General features: G+C 45.2%; 18 protein-coding genes. 10 read left to right on the top strand and 8 right to left on the bottom strand.

Annotated features, from left to right (window positions below; genetic code table 11):
* Positions 1 to 94: 94 nt before the first annotated feature.
* Entirely contained in the window at positions 95 to 391 is a 297-nt protein-coding gene (locus AZI87_RS05840) for an ArsR/SmtB family transcription factor (protein ID WP_063205446.1), read from the bottom strand.
* Between the two features lie 322 nt (positions 392 to 713).
* Between AZI87_RS05840 and AZI87_RS05835 the strand changes: the two genes are divergently transcribed.
* The gene (locus tag AZI87_RS05835) at positions 714 to 1,196 is read left to right on the top strand and encodes a nuclear transport factor 2 family protein (RefSeq protein ID WP_063205445.1); all 483 of its coding nucleotides are present in this window, start codon (positions 714 to 716) and stop codon (positions 1,194 to 1,196) included.
* A 62-nt stretch (positions 1,197 to 1,258) separates the two neighbouring features.
* On the opposite strand, the gene AZI87_RS05830 is transcribed toward AZI87_RS05835, so the two are convergent.
* The 3 genes from AZI87_RS05830 to AZI87_RS05820 all read right to left on the bottom strand — a co-directional run bounded on the left by AZI87_RS05830 (position 1,259) and on the right by AZI87_RS05820 (position 3,114).
* A complete protein-coding gene (locus AZI87_RS05830) occupies positions 1,259 to 1,717 on the bottom strand; it encodes a PepSY domain-containing protein (protein ID WP_063205444.1) in 459 nt (152 codons plus the stop codon).
* Between the two features lie 120 nt (positions 1,718 to 1,837).
* Entirely contained in the window at positions 1,838 to 2,209 is a 372-nt protein-coding gene (locus tag AZI87_RS05825; RefSeq protein WP_063205443.1) for a DoxX family protein, read from the bottom strand.
* 2 nt (positions 2,210 to 2,211) lie between these two features.
* Positions 2,212 to 3,114, bottom strand: coding sequence for a sigma-70 family RNA polymerase sigma factor (locus tag AZI87_RS05820; protein WP_063205442.1), 903 nt, complete (start codon positions 3,112 to 3,114; stop codon positions 2,212 to 2,214).
* Positions 3,115 to 3,265: 151 nt separating this feature from the next.
* Here AZI87_RS05820 and AZI87_RS05815 point away from each other — a divergent pair, with 151 nt between their 5' ends.
* Together AZI87_RS05815 and katG are read left to right on the top strand one after the other, a co-directional pair.
* Positions 3,266 to 3,619: a YciI family protein gene (locus AZI87_RS05815; protein WP_063205441.1), complete on the top strand. Its 354-nt coding sequence runs from the start codon at positions 3,266 to 3,268 to the stop codon at positions 3,617 to 3,619.
* Between the two features lie 118 nt (positions 3,620 to 3,737).
* Positions 3,738 to 5,936 (top strand): catalase/peroxidase HPI, encoded by a 2,199-nt coding sequence (gene katG, locus AZI87_RS05810; protein ID WP_063205440.1) that lies wholly within the window; start codon positions 3,738 to 3,740, stop codon positions 5,934 to 5,936.
* A 49-nt stretch (positions 5,937 to 5,985) separates the two neighbouring features.
* Here katG and AZI87_RS05805 read toward each other — a convergent pair whose 3' ends face one another.
* From AZI87_RS05805 to AZI87_RS05790, 4 genes are all read right to left on the bottom strand, one after another.
* Positions 5,986 to 7,530, bottom strand: coding sequence for an AbgT family transporter (locus tag AZI87_RS05805; protein WP_063205439.1), 1,545 nt, complete (start codon positions 7,528 to 7,530; stop codon positions 5,986 to 5,988).
* A 78-nt stretch (positions 7,531 to 7,608) separates the two neighbouring features.
* Complete coding sequence (locus AZI87_RS05800) at positions 7,609 to 8,271, bottom strand: dihydrofolate reductase family protein (protein WP_063205438.1); 663 nt, start codon at positions 8,269 to 8,271, stop codon at positions 7,609 to 7,611.
* 92 nt (positions 8,272 to 8,363) lie between these two features.
* Entirely contained in the window at positions 8,364 to 9,317 is a 954-nt protein-coding gene (locus AZI87_RS05795; RefSeq protein ID WP_063205437.1) for a bifunctional helix-turn-helix transcriptional regulator/GNAT family N-acetyltransferase, read from the bottom strand.
* A gap of 107 nt (positions 9,318 to 9,424) precedes the next feature.
* Positions 9,425 to 10,333 (bottom strand): MerR family transcriptional regulator, encoded by a 909-nt coding sequence (locus AZI87_RS05790; protein WP_063205436.1) that lies wholly within the window; start codon positions 10,331 to 10,333, stop codon positions 9,425 to 9,427.
* A 138-nt stretch (positions 10,334 to 10,471) separates the two neighbouring features.
* Here AZI87_RS05790 and crtY point away from each other — a divergent pair, with 138 nt between their 5' ends.
* From crtY to AZI87_RS05755, 7 genes are read left to right on the top strand one after another with little or no spacing between them, the layout of a single operon-like run.
* Complete coding sequence (crtY, locus tag AZI87_RS05785; protein ID WP_063205435.1) at positions 10,472 to 11,617, top strand: lycopene beta-cyclase CrtY; 1,146 nt, start codon at positions 10,472 to 10,474, stop codon at positions 11,615 to 11,617.
* Positions 11,614 to 12,642 (top strand): polyprenyl synthetase family protein, encoded by a 1,029-nt coding sequence (locus tag AZI87_RS05780; protein ID WP_063205434.1) that lies wholly within the window; start codon positions 11,614 to 11,616, stop codon positions 12,640 to 12,642. The genes crtY and AZI87_RS05780 overlap by 4 nt, the downstream gene beginning before the upstream one ends.
* Positions 12,635 to 14,125, top strand: coding sequence for a phytoene desaturase (locus tag AZI87_RS05775; RefSeq protein WP_063205433.1), 1,491 nt, complete (start codon positions 12,635 to 12,637; stop codon positions 14,123 to 14,125). The genes AZI87_RS05780 and AZI87_RS05775 overlap by 8 nt, the downstream gene beginning before the upstream one ends.
* A complete protein-coding gene (locus AZI87_RS05770; protein ID WP_063205432.1) occupies positions 14,122 to 14,988 on the top strand; it encodes a phytoene/squalene synthase family protein in 867 nt (288 codons plus the stop codon). The genes AZI87_RS05775 and AZI87_RS05770 overlap by 4 nt, the downstream gene beginning before the upstream one ends.
* The gene (locus tag AZI87_RS05765; RefSeq protein WP_063205431.1) at positions 14,975 to 15,565 is read left to right on the top strand and encodes a hypothetical protein; all 591 of its coding nucleotides are present in this window, start codon (positions 14,975 to 14,977) and stop codon (positions 15,563 to 15,565) included. Before AZI87_RS05770 ends, AZI87_RS05765 begins: the two co-directional genes overlap by 14 nt.
* Entirely contained in the window at positions 15,562 to 16,599 is a 1,038-nt protein-coding gene (locus tag AZI87_RS05760; protein ID WP_063205430.1) for a glycosyltransferase, read from the top strand. The genes AZI87_RS05765 and AZI87_RS05760 overlap by 4 nt, the downstream gene beginning before the upstream one ends.
* Positions 16,586 to 17,017 (top strand): DUF2141 domain-containing protein, encoded by a 432-nt coding sequence (locus tag AZI87_RS05755; RefSeq protein ID WP_063205429.1) that lies wholly within the window; start codon positions 16,586 to 16,588, stop codon positions 17,015 to 17,017. The genes AZI87_RS05760 and AZI87_RS05755 overlap by 14 nt, the downstream gene beginning before the upstream one ends.
* Positions 17,018 to 17,111: the final 94 nt, after the last annotated feature.

Below are 17,111 nucleotides of genomic sequence, written 5' to 3'. Positions count from 1 at the left end.
AATTATCGAAATGTTCTATAAAGCTCAGTTAAATCAAATAGATATAAATGTCTTAGAAATTGAAGGGATGTTTAAAAATGCAATGGGGTGCGAATTAAATCTTTGCGAGCTTATCTAAATAGGCATGTAAAACTTCACGTTGAATGGACATACGCATGAACTTGCCTTCGCGAGTGATCTCAATAAGACCTGCCGTTTCAAGTTCCTTGATGTGATGGGAAAGAGTGGCGGCGGAAATTTCATGCACTTCCTGGAGGGCGCTACAAGACATCGCGCCGTCGTTCTTACAAGAGCCAATCTGCTTTAAGATCATATAACGACGAGGCTCCGCTAGGGCCTTCCCGATTTGCTCAAACTGTTTGTCTGTTAAGCGAACTGTTTTTGTCGTCATAATATAGTGATCATACTGGAAATGATGAATTTTGTCCAGATAGCGGCATATTTTGACCTCATACTCGAATTCCGCAAGATGTCTTACGAGAATTGAGTATTAATCTATTATACATCTCTATATTAAGAATATTTAGTAATCCAACCTTCCAACCTTCGAAGCTTGGTTAACTTAATCCACCTGTTGCTTTTCCAGCGGGGCATAAGCAGCGGTATAGGTCCTAATTGATGTTCATATACAAACTGAAGACCGCAGGGGCTAGTCACTTGAAATTCCCTATGGTGAAATAAATCGAAACAAAAATTTTAACAGGAGCATTGAAATGAATATCAAAAAAGTCCTATGCATCTTCTCCGTATTGTTCTTTTCCGTCACGGCACTTGGGGCTAAAACTCAAAATGCCCAAAAAACTGAAGAGGCTAATAAAAAGTTAGTCACGGAATTCTACGAACTTGCGTTCAACAAACACAAGCCCACTGAGGCCGCAAAGAAATACATCGGTGATAAATACATCCAACACAATCCGCAAGTTCCCAATGGAGCGGCCGCCTTTTACAATTACTTCGAGGGCTACTTTAAAGAAAATCCTAAGTCTCATGTAAAAATCTATCGCGCCCTTGCTGACGGTGATTTGGTGGCGCTTCATCTTCATTCAAAGAAGGATGAAAAAGATTTAGGCCGAGCCATCGTGGATATTTTCAGAGTCGAAAATGGAAAGATCGTTGAGCACTTTGATGTCGTTCAACCTGTTCCTGCGGAAACGGCAAACGGAAATACAATGTTTGAAGGGTCTAAAGCAGATTGATCTGAATAGACAAAAAGCAAAGTCTTCTCACGCGAAGATGAAAAGACTTTGCTTAGTAAATATTAAAGCAGATCACGGTTGTCTTTGACGATCTTACCGTCCTTAGCGCTCACGGCGTATTCCATGTCTTTGCCGTTTTCAACGCCTTCAAATTCATAAACCCATCCATTCGTGAAGGACTTCTTATAGGACCAATCACCTTTTGGAGTTTTACCGGCTTTTTTCAATGAATCGACGGCTTGTTGCAAAGTGATCATATTGTTTCCGGGAGTGAAAACGTCACCCGCCACGGCGGCGTCTCCGGAAGCCTCTTCCACCGTTCCATCACGGTTGAATTCCACTTCAACGATAGTTTGTTTCGCTGTAGAGACTTCGAATTCATCTCCGTCTTGCTTTACAACTTTAGATTCAGGCACGAGCTTGGTTAAATTCTCTTTCATTTTTCCTTCAGAAACTTTTTCGGCAAGTGCAGGAAGAGAAAGTCCTAAAATGGCCGTAGTCACAAGAATTGCTAAACGCATTTGTTCCTCCTTGATTGTTTTGAGTCATTTTATTTTTGACTCTAGAAAAGCTCAACCAAAGGAGGACATATTCGCGACCTCATTGCTTATACACAAATTCGTCGCCGATGAATGACAAATTTACTTGATAGGTCTTAGTACTAAGCGACCATAAATGATGAATCCGCAGAGTGCTGCAACGATCAACCAATAAATCATCGGACCATATTCTGAACTGCCCGAAAATAAATGAAGAGCGCAGAACGCTAACATCTCTACGGCAATAAGGCCTGCCGCCATAGGTGCGACTTTCGCAAGATTTCTTTTAAACAGAGGCAGGATCAAACAAAGTCCCGCGATGATCTCCACAACCGCCAGGGCCATCCAGGCCCCTTGAGGAATGGAAGCTAAGGTCGGCATCGTGGCTTCTGCGGTGTTTGAAAACTTCCAAACTGCACCGATGATCGTATGAAATGCGAGTGCAAACTGAAGGACCCATAAAAAAATGCTCATGCTTATTCTCCTGCTTCGATGATTTCAATTTCAATATTTGTAAGCTTATCTTTATCCATAACAATATCGATGGCGGAAATTTTTTCGTCCTCGACAGAGAAACAAAACGCCACGACGGGTTTTCCACCAGGAACCCAAGTCAGTCCCGGAACGCCGTTAATTAACGCCAATCTTGCCTCTGATGCTTTTCCTTTAAGAGTGTTTGCCACACCGGCAGCACCTTTGATCTCTTTTTTGAATTGCGGTGCGCCCCTAGCTTTATTCATCTCAGCGACTTTAATCGCTGTTTCATCCGCACGAAGAACAGCATCTGGATGAAGAACGCGAAGAAGGGCTTCAAAGTTTCCTTCGCGCGATGCCGCTAAAAACGCCGCCACAACTTCTTGTTGGCGTTCGATATCCTGTTGCGAATGACTGACGCCGCGGATGCGCCGACGTGCTCGGCTGGCAAGCTGTCTTGTGGCTTCTTCTGTGCGGTCAATAATAGGAGCGATGTCTTCAAAAGGAACTTCAAAAAGATCATGAAGTACAAAAGCAATTCTTTCACTCGGTGTTAGATGATCTAGTACGACTAGCAGAGCTGGTCCGACCGAATCCGCGATAAGAAATTTCGCTTCTAAGTTTTCCGGATCCTGAATCTGCATTTTTGAGTCGTCTTGATCCAAAGCCTCTTCTCGGCGCGATTTGCGCGAGCGAAGCATATCTAGGCAAACTCGGGCGACAACGGTTGTTAACCAACCATTTAGATTTTCAATTTTTTCGGATTCAGAATGATTCAATCGAATCCACGCCTCTTGAACGGCGTCTTCCGCTTCGCCGGCAGAACCTAACATTTTATAAGCCACGGCTTTTAAGTGAGTGCGCGTGTCTTCGAAATTTTTTGTAAGCCCGTCTTTTTTATCCATGCTCCGCCAACATTTTATTTTTTTTTGTCACATCGGTGAACTTTCATTCGTCACAAGGATGACGAATGGGCACTACAGAATGTGACAGGATACTGCAATTATTTTTGCTATATCCTAACCCATTGGAATCACGAATAAAAGGAGGCTATTTATGAAGTTCGTATTATTAATTTACCAGGGATATTCGCCACTCCCAGGGACAAAGGAATGGAATGCCTTATCTAATGAAGAGCAAAAGGCCATTTACGCCGACTATGCCGAGTTTAATAAAACTGCCGGCCTTGTATCGGGTCTCCCGCTGGGGCTTCCGAATGTTGCGAAAACGGTGCAAGTTCGCAACGGCAAGCTAGAAATAAAAACTGGAACATACATGCCTGAAGGCGTCGGTGGATACTGTATTTTAGAGGCGGATAATATCGAAGCCGCAGTAGCCGTAGCTTCTAGAATTCCCGCGGCTCGTCTTGGTGGAGCGATTGAAATTCGTCCTGCGGAACAATACTGGTAAAAACATGATCATTTACTTGCGGACATGTGTAAACACAATGTTCGCAGGCTTCTGATACTAAAGCCTTTCCAATTTAAAAAACTTTTGAAAACGTGGAGGACATTCAAAGGAGTCGCTCATGTCTGAACCACGCAGTGAAAGTGAAAATCCCGCCATATCTCCACCGCAGCCAAAGAAGACGGCTCGTCCTAGAAACAATCGTGATTGGTGGCCGAATCAATTAGATCTTTCCGTTCTTCATCAGCATTCGCCGCGTGCTAATCCGATGGAAAATACTTTCAAGTATTCTGAAGAGTTTAAAAAGTTAGATGTGGATGCATTAAAACAAGACGTCATTCAACTGATGACGAACTCTCAAGAGTGGTGGCCTGCGGACTTTGGGCACTATGGCCCTTTATTCATCCGCATGAGCTGGCACGCAGCGGGAACTTACCGTATCGAAGATGGTCGTGGTGGTGGTGGCGATGGAGCCCAACGTTTTGCTCCATTGAATAGTTGGCCTGACAATGCGAACTTAGATAAAGCCCGTCGTCTGCTATGGCCGATTAAGAAAAAATACGGTCGCAAGGTTTCCTGGGCTGATCTTTTGGTTTTTGCGGGGAACTGCGCTTTAGAATCGATGGGTTTTAAAACCTTCGGCTTTGCTTTTGGTCGCGAAGACGTGTGGGAACCAGTTGAAGTTTTCTGGGGACCTGAAGACAGCTGGCTTGGGGATGAACGTTATAGCGGAGATCGCGAGTTAGCCGCACCTTTTGGGGCTGTCCAAATGGGATTAATTTACGTGAATCCCGAAGGACCTAATGGAAAACCCGATCCCAAATCCTCGGCACGCGATATCAGAGAAACCTTCGCGCGTATGGCGATGAATGATGAAGAGACGGTGGCTCTGATTGCAGGTGGGCACACTTTCGGAAAAACTCACGGAGCCGCGAAACCCGATCATGTCGGGCCAGAACCAGAGGGATGCCCTTTCCATGCGCAAGGTTTAGGGTGGAAGAATTCCTATAAAACCGGTAAAGGCCCGCACGCAATCACAAGCGGCCTTGAAGGCATGTGGACGACCCAACCCACGAAGTGGTCTCATGATTTCTTTAATCATCTTTATAATTATGATTGGGAATTAACTAAGAGCCCGGCAGGGGCGCATCAGTGGAAGCCTAAAAATAAAGAAGCCAAAGACACAGTGCCTGATCCGCATGATCCCAAAGTACGTCATTCACCGACAATGCTAACAAGCGACTTAGCCCTTAAGATGGATCCAGACTACGATAAGATTTCAAAACGCTATCATCAAAATCCGGCGGAGTTCGCAGACGCATTTGCGAAAGCATGGTTTAAGCTTCTTCATCGTGATATGGGTCCGCGTTCGCGTTATTGGGGACCCTGGGTTCCGCCCCCACAGTTGTGGCAAGATCCGATTCCTGATGTGGATCACAAACTCGTTGATGAATCAGATATCAAATCCTTGAAAGAAAAAATTCTTTCATCGGGCCTGAGCAATTCTCGCTTGATCGCAACCGCGTGGGCGGCAGCTTCGTCCTTCCGTGGAACTGATAAACGGGGTGGAGCGAATGGAGGCCGTGTTCGTTTATCGCCTCAGAAAACTTGGGAAGTGAATGAGCCAGCTGAATTAAGCAAAGCTCTGCAGACGCTAGAAAAGATCCAGACTAGTTTTAATAGTTCCCAATCGAGCGGAAAAAAGATCTCTATGGCAGATCTTATAGTCTTAGGTGGATGCGCCGCCATTGAAGATGCCGCACGGAAAGCGGGTCATAACACGACCGTGCCGTTTTTGCCGGGGCGTATGGATGCCTCTCAAGACCAAACGGATGAGCATTCATTCGCAGTGTTAGAACCCAAAGCAGACGGATTTAGAAATTACGTTCGCGATGGTTCTAAGCTTTCACCAGAGACCTTGTTGTTGGATCGAGCGAATCTATTAAACCTCACAGCTCCGGAGATGACAGTCCTTTTAGGAGGCCTTCGAGCTTTAGACATCAATCACAAGGGCAGCCGCCACGGTGTTCTGACCGACCGCCCAGGTACCTTAAGCAATGATTTTTTCACAAATCTTCTTGATATGAATATCGAGTGGAGTGAGCCTTCAAAAGCCGGCATCTATGAAGGAAAAGACAAGTCAGGAAAAACCAAGTGGACCGCGACGGCGGTAGACTTAGTATTCGGTGCGCATTCTCAGCTCCGGGCCCTGTCTGAAGTTTATGCAGCGGACGATGCTAAAGAAAAATTCGTTCGTGATTTCGTGTCGGCGTGGCACAAGGTGATGAATCTGGACCGTTACGATCTGCCTCGAGCGTAAATAAAAAAAAGGTCCCATGGCAGAAGCGATGGGACCTTTCGTTTTATTCCTATTGTCCAGGAATAATATATTTTAAGTGGGCTCCTGGTCCTAGCGGCAAATCAAAGCCGATCCAAACAAAGAGCATAATGGACCAAGTGATTAAGAATGCAATTGAGTAAGGAATCATCAGCGCGATCAAAGTACCGACGCGAGCTTTAGGATCATACTTATTCGCAAATGCTAGAATCAAAGGGAAGTAAGGCATCAGCGGAGAAATAATATTCACCACGGAATCCGCCACACGGTAAGATGCTTGTGTCAGCTCTGGTGAAAGACCCAAAAGCATGAACATGGGAACAAAAACGGGGGCAGTTAAAGCCCACTTTGCGGAAGCACTCCCGATAAAAATATCTAAAACACAGATCAGAATAATAAAACCAATCATCAACGGAATCGCCGAAAGTCCCATTGATTTAAGCAAATCGGAACCATTCACCGCTAAAATAAGACCGACATTGGAAGCCGCAAACAAGGCGATAAACTGGGAGGCGAAGAACACCATGACAAGATAAGGCGCCATAGTTGCCATCGAATCTTGAAGGGCATTGGTGATATCGGTTTGGCTTTTAAATGTTTTTGCGCCAAAGCCGTAAGCAAGGCCCGTTAAGATACCGAAAATGAAAATGATCGCGATTGTGCCTTTTAAGAAGGGAGAATCAAGCACCGAACCATTTTCTGGGTTTCTTAAAAAACCATTTGAGGGAACTGTTCCCAGAAGAAGCATAACTAATAAAATCGCAAAAACAACTCCGGACCATAAAAGACCGCGGCGCTCATAGGCATTAAGTTCTGTTGGTCCCGCATGCGGAGCATCTCCTTGATATTTTCCTAGATACGGAATGGTGATTTTCTTTCCAATGATGGTACCCACGACAATAATCAAAAGCGAAGAAGCCGACATGAAGTACCAGTTTACAACCGGAGTCACAACATAGTTCGGATCCATCACGCGCGCAGCTTCTTGAGAAAGACCGGCTAACAAAGGATCAATAGAGCTAATGATAAAATTTGCCGCAAATCCACCAGAGACTCCGGCAAAACAAATAGCGAGTCCCGCCAAAGGATGCATACCCACACTGTGAAATACCATCGCAGCAAGGGGAATTAAAAGAACATACCCGATATCACCTGCCGTATGCGAAAGAATACCTGCAAGTAAAATAGCGGGAATTAAAAGAGCTCGCGGAGATTTAGTCACGACCAAGCGAAGAATCGCACTTAAAAGTCCACTTTTCTCTGCCAAACTAAAACCCAGCATGGCCACTAACACAGTTCCCAATGGCGCAAAGCTTGTGAAGTTTTTTACCATGTCCGTAAGAATGATATGCAGTCCGCTCACAGAGAGAAGATTCACTGGTTTGATGACGGCTTTAGTGACGGGATTTGTCGCTTCAATTCCCATCGCAGCCAAAATAGCTGAAACAATGACGACGATGAACGCCAAAAGTAAAAACATCAGCGCCGGTTGTGGCAAGGCGTTTCCGGCTTTTTCAACTTTTAAAAGAATTCTATTCAACAGTCGATTGTCTGCGGCCTGAACATCTGTACTCATTCGTCCCCTCGGTAGTAAAAACTCTACTCACCAAGCAGACCACTGTTGAAAGTTAGGATCAAGAATAAAGACGGATTCTTACCACTGACCCTTTTTAATTTTTTCTCTGCGCTGAAGTTCTGCGGGGCTTGGTTTTGAAAGACCAAAATCTCCTATGGGAACTTTGCCGTCAGGTTCGTAAGTCGCAATGATAACTCCCGTGGAAGAAATATCACTTTGCACCATCTTCAGTCTGCCACCGGGAGTTCCTTCACCGAACAAGCGTTTGCCTTTTCCAAGGACCACCGGAAAGGTCATGACGAAAAGACGATCAATTAAGCTTTCAGCAAAAAGCGCCGGGTAAAGTGTCGAACTTCCCTGTATCAAAAGATCAGGTCCTTCCGCACTTTTGATTTTTTTTAGTTCTTCCATGCTGGAAACGCGATGCGAGTTTTTCCAATCTAAAGATTGATCACCGTGGGTCAGAACATACTTCGCGCACTTCGTAAAAGAAGCGGCGATGGGATCGCTGTCGCCAAGATAACCCCAATGCGCCGCGAATATGTCATAAGTCCGTCGGCCCAGCAAAAGATCAAAGGGTTGATCAAAGACCGCTCCCATAGCAGCGTTCATGCGTTCATCCCAAAATGAAGTGGACCAACCACCGTACTTGAAGCTGCCCGTGGGGTCTTCTTCGGGGCCTCCGGGAGCTTGAATAACACCATCGAGAGATTGAAAGACACCGCCAATAATCTTGCGCATAGAGTTCTCCGTCGTGACTTCGATTCTATTTCGGAAAATAAACCAGTCAAATTAAGAACGGCTGTTTTCGCGCAAGATAAATCTTATGGAGCTTATTTTAACTTCAGTTCCATCTGAATATTGCATCTTTCATAGGGTGTAGGAGGACCCACGACTTTTTTAAACCCCAATTTTTCATACAGAGAGATGGCAGGCTTTAAAATGGTATTGCTTTCTAAAAACAATTTTTTTGCCTTTAGTTCTTTGGCCTTATCCACAATGGCATTTCCCAAAAGCCAACCGATGTTTTTTCCTCGGGCTTCAGGCGCCACGGCCATCTTTGCTAACTCATAGGGATAAGTTGGGTCATCGCGTTTAATCAAAGCACACACGCCAACGGGTTTATTATTTAAAAGTGCGACGAAGATATGACCGCCGCGCTTTAGAATATAACCTTCTGGGTCCCCTAAGGCGTCTCGATCCGCTTGTTCTATTTTAAAGTAAGTGCGAATCCACTCTTCATTCAGCTCTAAAAAGGCTGAACGGTATTTTCGTGAGTAGGGAACGATCTCAACATGCGCTGATTCGCGCTTCTTTTTTTGTTCAGCAACCCGGGCAAATAAGGACTTCTGCGCGAAAAGATATTCCCACTCTTCCAATGCTTTCCAAAGATCATTTTTCGACTGGGCGGAAAGTTCTTCGACAGCGGCTTTGACATCCAGATACTGGGCTTCAATCTTGCGTGCCATGTCCTTACCGCTTTTCGAAAGACTGACCAGCGTGCGACGTTTATCTGCACTGCTCGTTTTTTCTAGAATTAGCCGGGCATTAATCATCTCTTTGACGATCTTGCTGACGGAGGCGTGGGAGTGTCCGATCTCTTCTGCAATAGAGGTGATCGTTCTTTCCTCGTCCTGAGAAAGTACGTAAAACACCGGGAACCACTTGGGGTTCATATCAATGTCATAAAGACCATAAATCTTTGTGGCATCATCGGCGAATCTTTCGCCGAAAAAGCGCACACGAGTTCCTAAGGCAACACGGCCGAGCTGTTCAAATATCTTCATGATGAGATATATGTAACTAGTTACGTAATTTGTAAACGAAAAACCAGGTCCGTATAAATTATTTAATAAATGGAAAGGCCCCATTTCTGGGGCCTTAAAGTTTTAAGCTATTTAGAAAGTTCTCTTAAGGCTCGCTCCAGATCCTGGTAGCGGTTCATGAAAACAACATCTCTTTTGGTCAGACAGGAGAGCTTTTCAATATCCTCATTTCGAAAGCCCCCAAACCAGAAGGGAACCGAGTTATCCACCTCCGCTGAAAGCTGATTCACAAAGTCTTTGTACCGAGACGTTGATAAAGCTTCTTGGGGAGCTGAGCACCCAACAACCGCCACTGCGGCGTTGGCGTTTTTAATGGCGCGGGCAAAAGAAATAGCGGGCATATTGGGGCCGAGGTATAAAACCTTATTTCCTCGAAGCGCTGCTAGAATGGCAGAAATAAGAACTCCGAATTCGTGATGCTCGCCTTCTGGAGTTGCTAGAATAATGGTTTTTGTTTCGTTCTTATCCGGCAGTTGTTCTATAGAATAGAGAATCCCCGAAAGAAGATTTCGAATCACCGAGGAGGCCGCATGCTCGTGATAGACATCAAGCTCGCCGTCGAAAACTCTTCGACCGATTTCGGCTAGGGTGGGGCTGATAACTTCCACTAACAGTGTTCGGGTGTCATTTTCCAATTGAGCTGATTTTAATAGGGCGGAGAGCCGGGGAAGATCGCACTCTGAGGTTGCGGCCACTAATTTCAGAACTGTTTGAGTTGTGGCCGAATTTTCCACGCTTTGCTTCACTAAAGCATTGAGTTTTGGCAGCTCAAGATGGGCGATCTCACCAATAGAGTGACCGCTCTCTGTTAGGAGCTTTAATATCTTAAGCTTCTCGATTTCGCGAAGTGCATACACGCGCCGTCCGGTATCACTTCGATTTGGAAGAGGGACGCCGTAACGTCTTTCCCAAGCGCGAAGAGTAAACTCGGTAAGGCCGGTCATCTTTGCGACGATGCCGATGCTAAATACTTCCATAGTCACTCCAAATGACAGACATAGTTCAAGGTATGCCAGTAGTCAAATCATTGTCTAAGTATTGTATAAATACAATGGTCTTGCATATATTATAAGCATACTTGACGGAACCTATACAAATATTAGACATTCTGGACCATGACGACGCAAGAAAGCACTCTTTGTTTAGTTGGCGCGGGCCTGGGGAACGGTATTTTGGCCTGGTTTCTGCGTAAGCGGCATCCTGATCTCAATATAGTAATTTATGAGTCTAAATCTCGCATCGATGAGGGCCGAACATGGTCCTTTCATAAAACGGACGTAGGTGAAGCCAACTTCGCAGTGCTGCAAGAGCTGATTGCTCATAGTTGGAACGGTTACGAAGTTTCCTTTCCCTTGTATAAAAAGCGTTACGATTCGACGTATGCCACTATCACCCCTGAAAAACTTCAGCGAGAACTTCTAAATGCGGGTGTCGACCTACAATTTCTTTCACCTGTGCAAACTGTAGCGCACGATCATGTCGCGCTCAGTGACGGGAGAACTCTGTTTTTCGAAGCTGTTGTGGACGGAAGAGGATTTACTTCCTCTTCTGCTAGATTGGGGTATCAGAAATTTCTAGGACAGTGTGTTCGACTGAGCAAACCTCATGGTCTGCAAGTCCCCCTCCTGATGGATGCGACAGTCCCACAGCTTGATGGTTACCGGTTCTTTTATATTCTACCCTTTTCTGAAACCGAATTTTTGATTGAAGACACTCGGTATTCGCGCAATTCGCACCTGAATCAGGAAGATCTCACCCGGGAGATCAGCTCCTATATTGAAAGACGTGGCTGGAAGATCGAGCGTATCCTAAAAACCGAAAGCGGAGTTCTTCCCATTCCGCTAGACGCGGAAACTCCGACCTCTAATTGTTTTAAGACGGGAATGGCGGCCGGTTTTTTTCATCCGGTGACGGGTTACTCTTTACCCGACAGTGTCCGATTGGCTGATCGTATTTCTGCTTTATCTCAACTAAATCGAAAGACTTTGCTAGCGACAATTGAAGCCTATCGATCAGAGCAGATGAAGCGCAGACAGTTTTATTTTCTACTGAACCGTATGTTGTTCTTAGCGGCACCGGATTTAGAAAGAAGAAAAGTTTTTGAGCACTTCTATCGCATGCCTCAATCCGTGATTGAGCGCTTCTATGCGGGCAATACGACGTATTTAGACAGAATTAGAATTTTAAGCGGAAGACCTCCGGTGAATATAGGACCTGCATTGCGTGCGGTGTTCTCTAGAAAGGTAAAAGAGGCTTTATGAATCTTTCATCTGAATCTGATATCGAGTTTCCGCAAGGGGCCCGCCTGAGGAGTCTTCTTCAGCTCAGTAACAATGCTACTGTCGACGATTTGCTCGAGGGAGCTCTTACAGCGCCCCTCAAGAACTTGCTATCGCGACCGCGCAAGAATTTGCGGTCCACTCTTGTGGACCTGGGAATTTCGATCGCTAAAAATCAGGGAAAAATTTCTGATGAGCAGCTGCACTCAATTGCTAAAGAAGCTCGTGCTGTCTTAGAAATTCTGCATACGGGTTCTTTGGTGATTGATGATATTCAAGATGGAAGCACGGAAAGACGGGGGGCTCCGGCAGTCCATATTCTTTATGGGCTTCCCGTGGCTTTGAATGCCGGGAACTGGATGTACTTCCTTCCTTTTAAAATTATCAGCGGTATGCCCGTTTCGGATAAAGCTAGACAAGGATTGTCCGAAGAATTGCAAAATGTTTTATTAAGAGCTCACTATGGTCAAGCGATTGACGTAGGCACTGAGTGGAGTGCTTTGCCCCAGGGAAGAATACCCGAAATCTCGATGGCCTCCATGGAGCTAAAAACAGGAGCGCTATCTGAATTAGCGAGCAAATTCGGGCCCGTCGCCTGTGAAGTTGAGTCAGCTCTCATTCAAAGTTTGGGGGCATTTGGCAAAAAATTCGGAATTGCTTTGCAGATGTTCGACGATATCGGAAATGTTTGTTCGTCGAACAATGAAAAAAAGTGGATCGAAGACACACGTCTGAAACGATTGACCTTTGTTATCGCGACGGCGGCCGAAATTCTTTCAACAGATAACTATGCAGAGCTAAAAGAGCTTGCGAATGATTCGGACCAGAATTTTAAAAAAGTGCGCGAGTTTCTTATTCACGCCGGGGTTGTGGCTACGGCCAAGGCTCGGGCAAATTCTTATCTTCAGTCGGCCCTCAATGATCTTGAGAGCGCCGTCCTTTTAACATCAGAACAAAAAAGTACAATAGAAGGGCTTCAGCACAAACTGATGAAAGCTTATGAATAGAAAAAAGGCTGCGGTTATTGGCAGTGGATTTGGTGGACTGGCATCGGCAATACGACTGCAAACGGCAGGTTTTGATGTCACGATATTTGAAAAACGCGATTTGCCAGGCGGAAGAGCTTACGTCTTTAAAGAAAACGGATTTACTTTCGATGCAGGCCCTACGGTCATCACGGCTCCAGAAACATTAACGGAATTATTCTCGATCAGTGGTCGCAAAATTGAAGACTACGTCGAACTTATGAAAGTGGAGCCTTTTTATAAGCTGTTCTGGCACGACGGTGTGCAATTTGATTATGGTGGTGATGTCGAAGACACTATTGGCCAGATCAAGAAAATTTCTCCGTCGGATGCAGAAGGGTATCGTAAGTTTCTTTCTTACTCGAAGGACGTATACCACGAAGGTTATGAAAAATTAGCGGCAAAACCTTTTTTAAATGTATGGAGCATGGTAAAAACCGCGCCTCAGCTGATGCGACTTCGCGCCGACCGCAGTGTTTATGATACTGTTGGTCGCTACATTAAAAATGAACATCTTCGCCAGGCCTTTAGCTTTCATAGCTTGCTTGTAGGTGGAAATCCTTTTTCTACGTCAAGTATCTATACTTTGATTCACTACCTTGAAAGAAAAGGCGGCGTCTATTTTCCTCGCGGAGGAACGGGTGCCTTAGTGCAAGCATTGGTAAAACTCTTTAAAGAATTGGGTGGAAAGATTGAGCTTTCTTGCGAGGTGGATGAAATTCTCACTACCGGGCAAAAGGTCACAGGTTTAAAGTTAAAAGATGGTCGCACACAAAAGTTCGACTTGGTTGTAAGTAATGGTGACGTTGTCCATACGTACAAGCACCTTTTGCGCTCTGAAAAGGCGACGAAAGAAACCGCTCGCCGGGTTGAAAGCATGCGCCACAGTATGGCGTTATTCTTGATCTACTTTGGAACGAAGAAAACTTATCCCGAACTGGCTCATCATAACGTGATATTTGGACCTCGTTACCGCGGTCTTCTTGATGACATCTTTAAGCGCGGAAAACTTCCGGATGACTTCTCTCTTTATTTGCACGCACCCACGCGCACTGATGCTTCTTTGGCTCCGGCAGGGCATGAGTGCTTCTATGTGTTGTCTCCCGTCGCGCATTTAGGAAATCTCAAAGTTGATTGGTCCGTGGAAGGTCCTAAATACGCCGAAAAGATTATGAACTATTTGGAAGAGAAATATCTTCCGGGCCTTAAGGAAAATCTGGTCGTACAAAAAATTGTAACTCCGGATGATTTTAAAAAAGACTTGAATGCCCACGTCGGCTCGGCCTTTTCTTTAGAGCCGGTTCTGCACCAAAGTGCTTACTTCAGAACTCACAATCGTGATGCTTCGGTGAAGGGTTTGTACTTTGTAGGAGCGGGAACTCATCCGGGGGCAGGAGTACCTGGAGTCATTTCCTCAGCTAAGGCCACAGTCAGTGTTATTCAGGAAGACATGGGGAGATTATGATCCAAGACGCTGAACAGGCGATAGAAAAAGGCTCAAAGAGTTTTTATCTTGCAAGTCTCTTTTTCTCTCAAGAAACTAAGCATGACTGTTGGGTGTTGTATCGTTGGTGTCGGCATTGCGATGATGTGATCGACAATGGCGGAAATCTTCGTGAGCTTGAAGAATTGCAAACCAACACCCTCAAAGGTCTGCGTGGCGAAAACACGCACGCAATTTTTTCTTCTTTAGGAAAAGTGTGTCGAAAGCACTCGATCCCAGCAGAGCATCCTTTTGAGCTTCTTGCAGGATTTCAAAAAGACACTCAAGCCGTTCGTATCAAAAACGAGGCCGAGCTGGATGTGTATGCCTATCAGGTTGCAGGTGTTGTCGGCGTTATGATGTGTTACCTGATGAAAGCCAATCTGGCATTAGCACAACAAGCTGCCATTAGTATGGGAAATGCGATGCAACTGACGAACATCGCGCGCGACGTGAAAGAAGACTTTGAAAAAGGCCGTATCTATCTGCCTCAATCTTGGTTGGATGAGGCCGGTGTGAACACCGAGCGCCTTCTTGCTATCGAACAGAGAGAGCAAGTGTACACCGTGGTTCAGAGGCTATTAAAAAAGGCAGATGGATTATATCGCGAGGGTCGCGAAGGACTAAAATACCTTCCGCTACGCTCTGCTTTGGCTGTCGCGATTGCGGCTGCCGTGTATTCACAGATCGGATCTAAAATCTTACGCCTGGGCCCCACGTCTTTGGATTCGCGTATATATGTTTCTTTCCCGCACAAGATCTGGCTCGTTGGTCTTGGAATATTCTGGGTGATGTCTTCGTTAACCGGGCGTATAGTTTTATGGAGGTCCAATGCAAAAGCCTGAGCAAACTACATTTCTTGAAGATTCCATTGTTTACGTCATGCGTATTCGTCAGTTTGATTTAAAAGACTGGCTGGTTTACACGGTGTGGGTTGGCATGATGCTAGGTCTTTTTTCAGTCATCGCCGCTTTTTTCAGCGTGGGTTATATCAACGGAATTGAATACCCGGGCTATGCTTGGAATATTCCGGTAGGCACATTTATTTTCACTGCCGCAATCGCCTTTGATACGATTGGCCACCGCACCGTCTATAAAGAGGCGCTTCAACGTGGAGAAGCCTTAGTTCATCACATCACAATTGCGGCCGGTATTTCAAGTGTGCTGGCGCTGTGCTTGGCTTATGAAAATCCTAGCTTTATGAAAATTCCAGCCTTGGTGCTGATATTCCTAAGCATCGTTTACAGCCTGGTTGACGAAGGTATGCACTGGCATCGCTATTTTACTCAGAAATCAGATCGAGTAGAGATGTGGAGTCACTTTTTTATCCTTGTCGGTCATTTGATAATGATCACAGCCTGGTGGACTTGGTTTGTTGAAGGTTATCCTGGAGTGAAAGAGACTCTGGCGGTTTTAAAGTGATTCTTAATCTGCTTTTATCTACGGCGGGGCTTTTTGTTTTAATTATCCGCACGAGATCATGGCGTCGGCACGCAACTAACTTGAATGTTAAAAAATTGCCGCTGGTTTCAATTATCGTTCCCTGCCGAAATGAAGAGCACAACATCGGGCCTTTGCTTCAGAGTTTGCAAAGATTGTCGGGGGTGCAAGCAGAGATCTTAGTTGTCGATGACAGCTCTACGGATAAAACTTTCGAAGTGGCGGCAAGGGAGAACGTGCGAGTTTTAAAAGCTCCGCCCAAACCCGAGGGCTGGGTAGGAAAGTCATGGGCTTGTGCTTATGGCGCGCAGTTAGCGCAAGGTGATTACTTCCTTTTTACTGATGCAGACACTCGTCACAGGCCCGATTCCTTATCCCAAGCTTTAGGTTTTCTTTTGCAGGAAAAAGCGGACCTCATTTCAGCACCTCCGCACCACCGTTGCTTGAACTGGTGGGAGCAGGGTTTAGGTTTATTTCATCTTCTTCCTTTAATCGCGGCTGGTTTTCCGCAAAGCAAAGGCACCTCGCGCATCTACGCCATCGGGCAGTATCTTTTAATTTCAAAGGCGGCTTATAACTCTATAGGCGGTCATGAAGCACTTCGTTCTTCACTTACCGAAGACATTGATATGGCAAAAGGAGTCTTAGAAAAAGGATTAAAGTACCGCATTTTTCCCAAGACCTCCCTTTATGAAGTTCAGATGTACGATACTGCTAAAGAGTTTTGGCGTGGATGGATACGTCTTCTAAGGCTCGGAATGAAGAAGGTTTCTTTTGCAGCCTTTCTTGAAATTACTCTAGTCTACTGCCTCTTTTTTCAGTTCACTTGGATTACTATCGTCGGACTTTTGTTTCTTGGTTTCATTCAACGTCAACACGGGCGATTTTCTTGGTGGGGAGTTCTTTTAGCGCCATTGAGCCTAATTCTTTTTGCTGTGATATCCATGGCCGGAGTTTTAGAGACACTGAGAAAGAAAAAAGTAACTTGGCAGGAGAGAGATTATGTCGAAGCTTAAATTTTTATGTGCCTATGTCATCATTTTACTTTCTTTGCCTGCGTGGTCACTGACATTAAATTTTTCAAACTTGCGAAACGGAAATGGATATCTGGCCGTCAGCATTTTTTCAGAAAAGCAGAAGGAAAGTTTTCCAGGCAAAGCAGAACAGGCGACTAAAACATTTTATCTCAAGCTCGAAGGTAAAAAAGAATTGAGCATTGATGTCGATGATCTTGACGATGACACATATGCCGTTGCGGTCATGCACGATGAAGACGAAGATAAAAAATTTAAGACAAATTTTGTCGGACTGCCGCAAGAAGGTTTTGGATTTTCTATGAACCCCCGAGTCTATTTTGGAGCCCCCAGTTTTAAACGCGCTGCCTTTAAATCCTCGGAAACAAAAACATTGGACATCAAACTAAAGTATTTTTAGCCCCTACAACCGACTCGTTGACAAGATTGATGAAGATATCTTGGAATATGGTGTGCAAGGCGCAGGTTTTAGCACTTAGTTTTCAATAGGGCCG

The organism is Bdellovibrio bacteriovorus (genome assembly GCF_001592745.1).
Taxonomy (GTDB): domain Bacteria; phylum Bdellovibrionota; class Bdellovibrionia; order Bdellovibrionales; family Bdellovibrionaceae; genus Bdellovibrio; species Bdellovibrio bacteriovorus_B.
The sequence above is the reverse complement of the archived record's forward strand: the minus strand, read 5'-3'. Positions and strand labels throughout refer to the sequence as shown.

Coding starts and splice junctions, on each gene's coding strand:
- AZI87_RS05840 (WP_063205446.1), bottom strand. CDS start 391: ATGACGACAAAAACAGTTCGCTTAACAGACAAACAGTTTGAGCAAATC.
- AZI87_RS05835 (WP_063205445.1), top strand. CDS start 714: ATGAATATCAAAAAAGTCCTATGCATCTTCTCCGTATTGTTCTTTTCC.
- AZI87_RS05830 (WP_063205444.1), bottom strand. CDS start 1,717: ATGCGTTTAGCAATTCTTGTGACTACGGCCATTTTAGGACTTTCTCTT.
- AZI87_RS05825 (WP_063205443.1), bottom strand. CDS start 2,209: ATGAGCATTTTTTTATGGGTCCTTCAGTTTGCACTCGCATTTCATACG.
- AZI87_RS05820 (WP_063205442.1), bottom strand. CDS start 3,114: ATGGATAAAAAAGACGGGCTTACAAAAAATTTCGAAGACACGCGCACT.
- AZI87_RS05815 (WP_063205441.1), top strand. CDS start 3,266: ATGAAGTTCGTATTATTAATTTACCAGGGATATTCGCCACTCCCAGGG.
- katG (WP_063205440.1), top strand. CDS start 3,738: ATGTCTGAACCACGCAGTGAAAGTGAAAATCCCGCCATATCTCCACCG.
- AZI87_RS05805 (WP_063205439.1), bottom strand. CDS start 7,530: ATGAGTACAGATGTTCAGGCCGCAGACAATCGACTGTTGAATAGAATT.
- AZI87_RS05800 (WP_063205438.1), bottom strand. CDS start 8,271: ATGCGCAAGATTATTGGCGGTGTCTTTCAATCTCTCGATGGTGTTATT.
- AZI87_RS05795 (WP_063205437.1), bottom strand. CDS start 9,317: ATGAAGATATTTGAACAGCTCGGCCGTGTTGCCTTAGGAACTCGTGTG.
- AZI87_RS05790 (WP_063205436.1), bottom strand. CDS start 10,333: ATGGAAGTATTTAGCATCGGCATCGTCGCAAAGATGACCGGCCTTACC.
- crtY (WP_063205435.1), top strand. CDS start 10,472: ATGACGACGCAAGAAAGCACTCTTTGTTTAGTTGGCGCGGGCCTGGGG.
- AZI87_RS05780 (WP_063205434.1), top strand. CDS start 11,614: ATGAATCTTTCATCTGAATCTGATATCGAGTTTCCGCAAGGGGCCCGC.
- AZI87_RS05775 (WP_063205433.1), top strand. CDS start 12,635: ATGAATAGAAAAAAGGCTGCGGTTATTGGCAGTGGATTTGGTGGACTG.
- AZI87_RS05770 (WP_063205432.1), top strand. CDS start 14,122: ATGATCCAAGACGCTGAACAGGCGATAGAAAAAGGCTCAAAGAGTTTT.
- AZI87_RS05765 (WP_063205431.1), top strand. CDS start 14,975: ATGCAAAAGCCTGAGCAAACTACATTTCTTGAAGATTCCATTGTTTAC.
- AZI87_RS05755 (WP_063205429.1), top strand. CDS start 16,586: ATGTCGAAGCTTAAATTTTTATGTGCCTATGTCATCATTTTACTTTCT.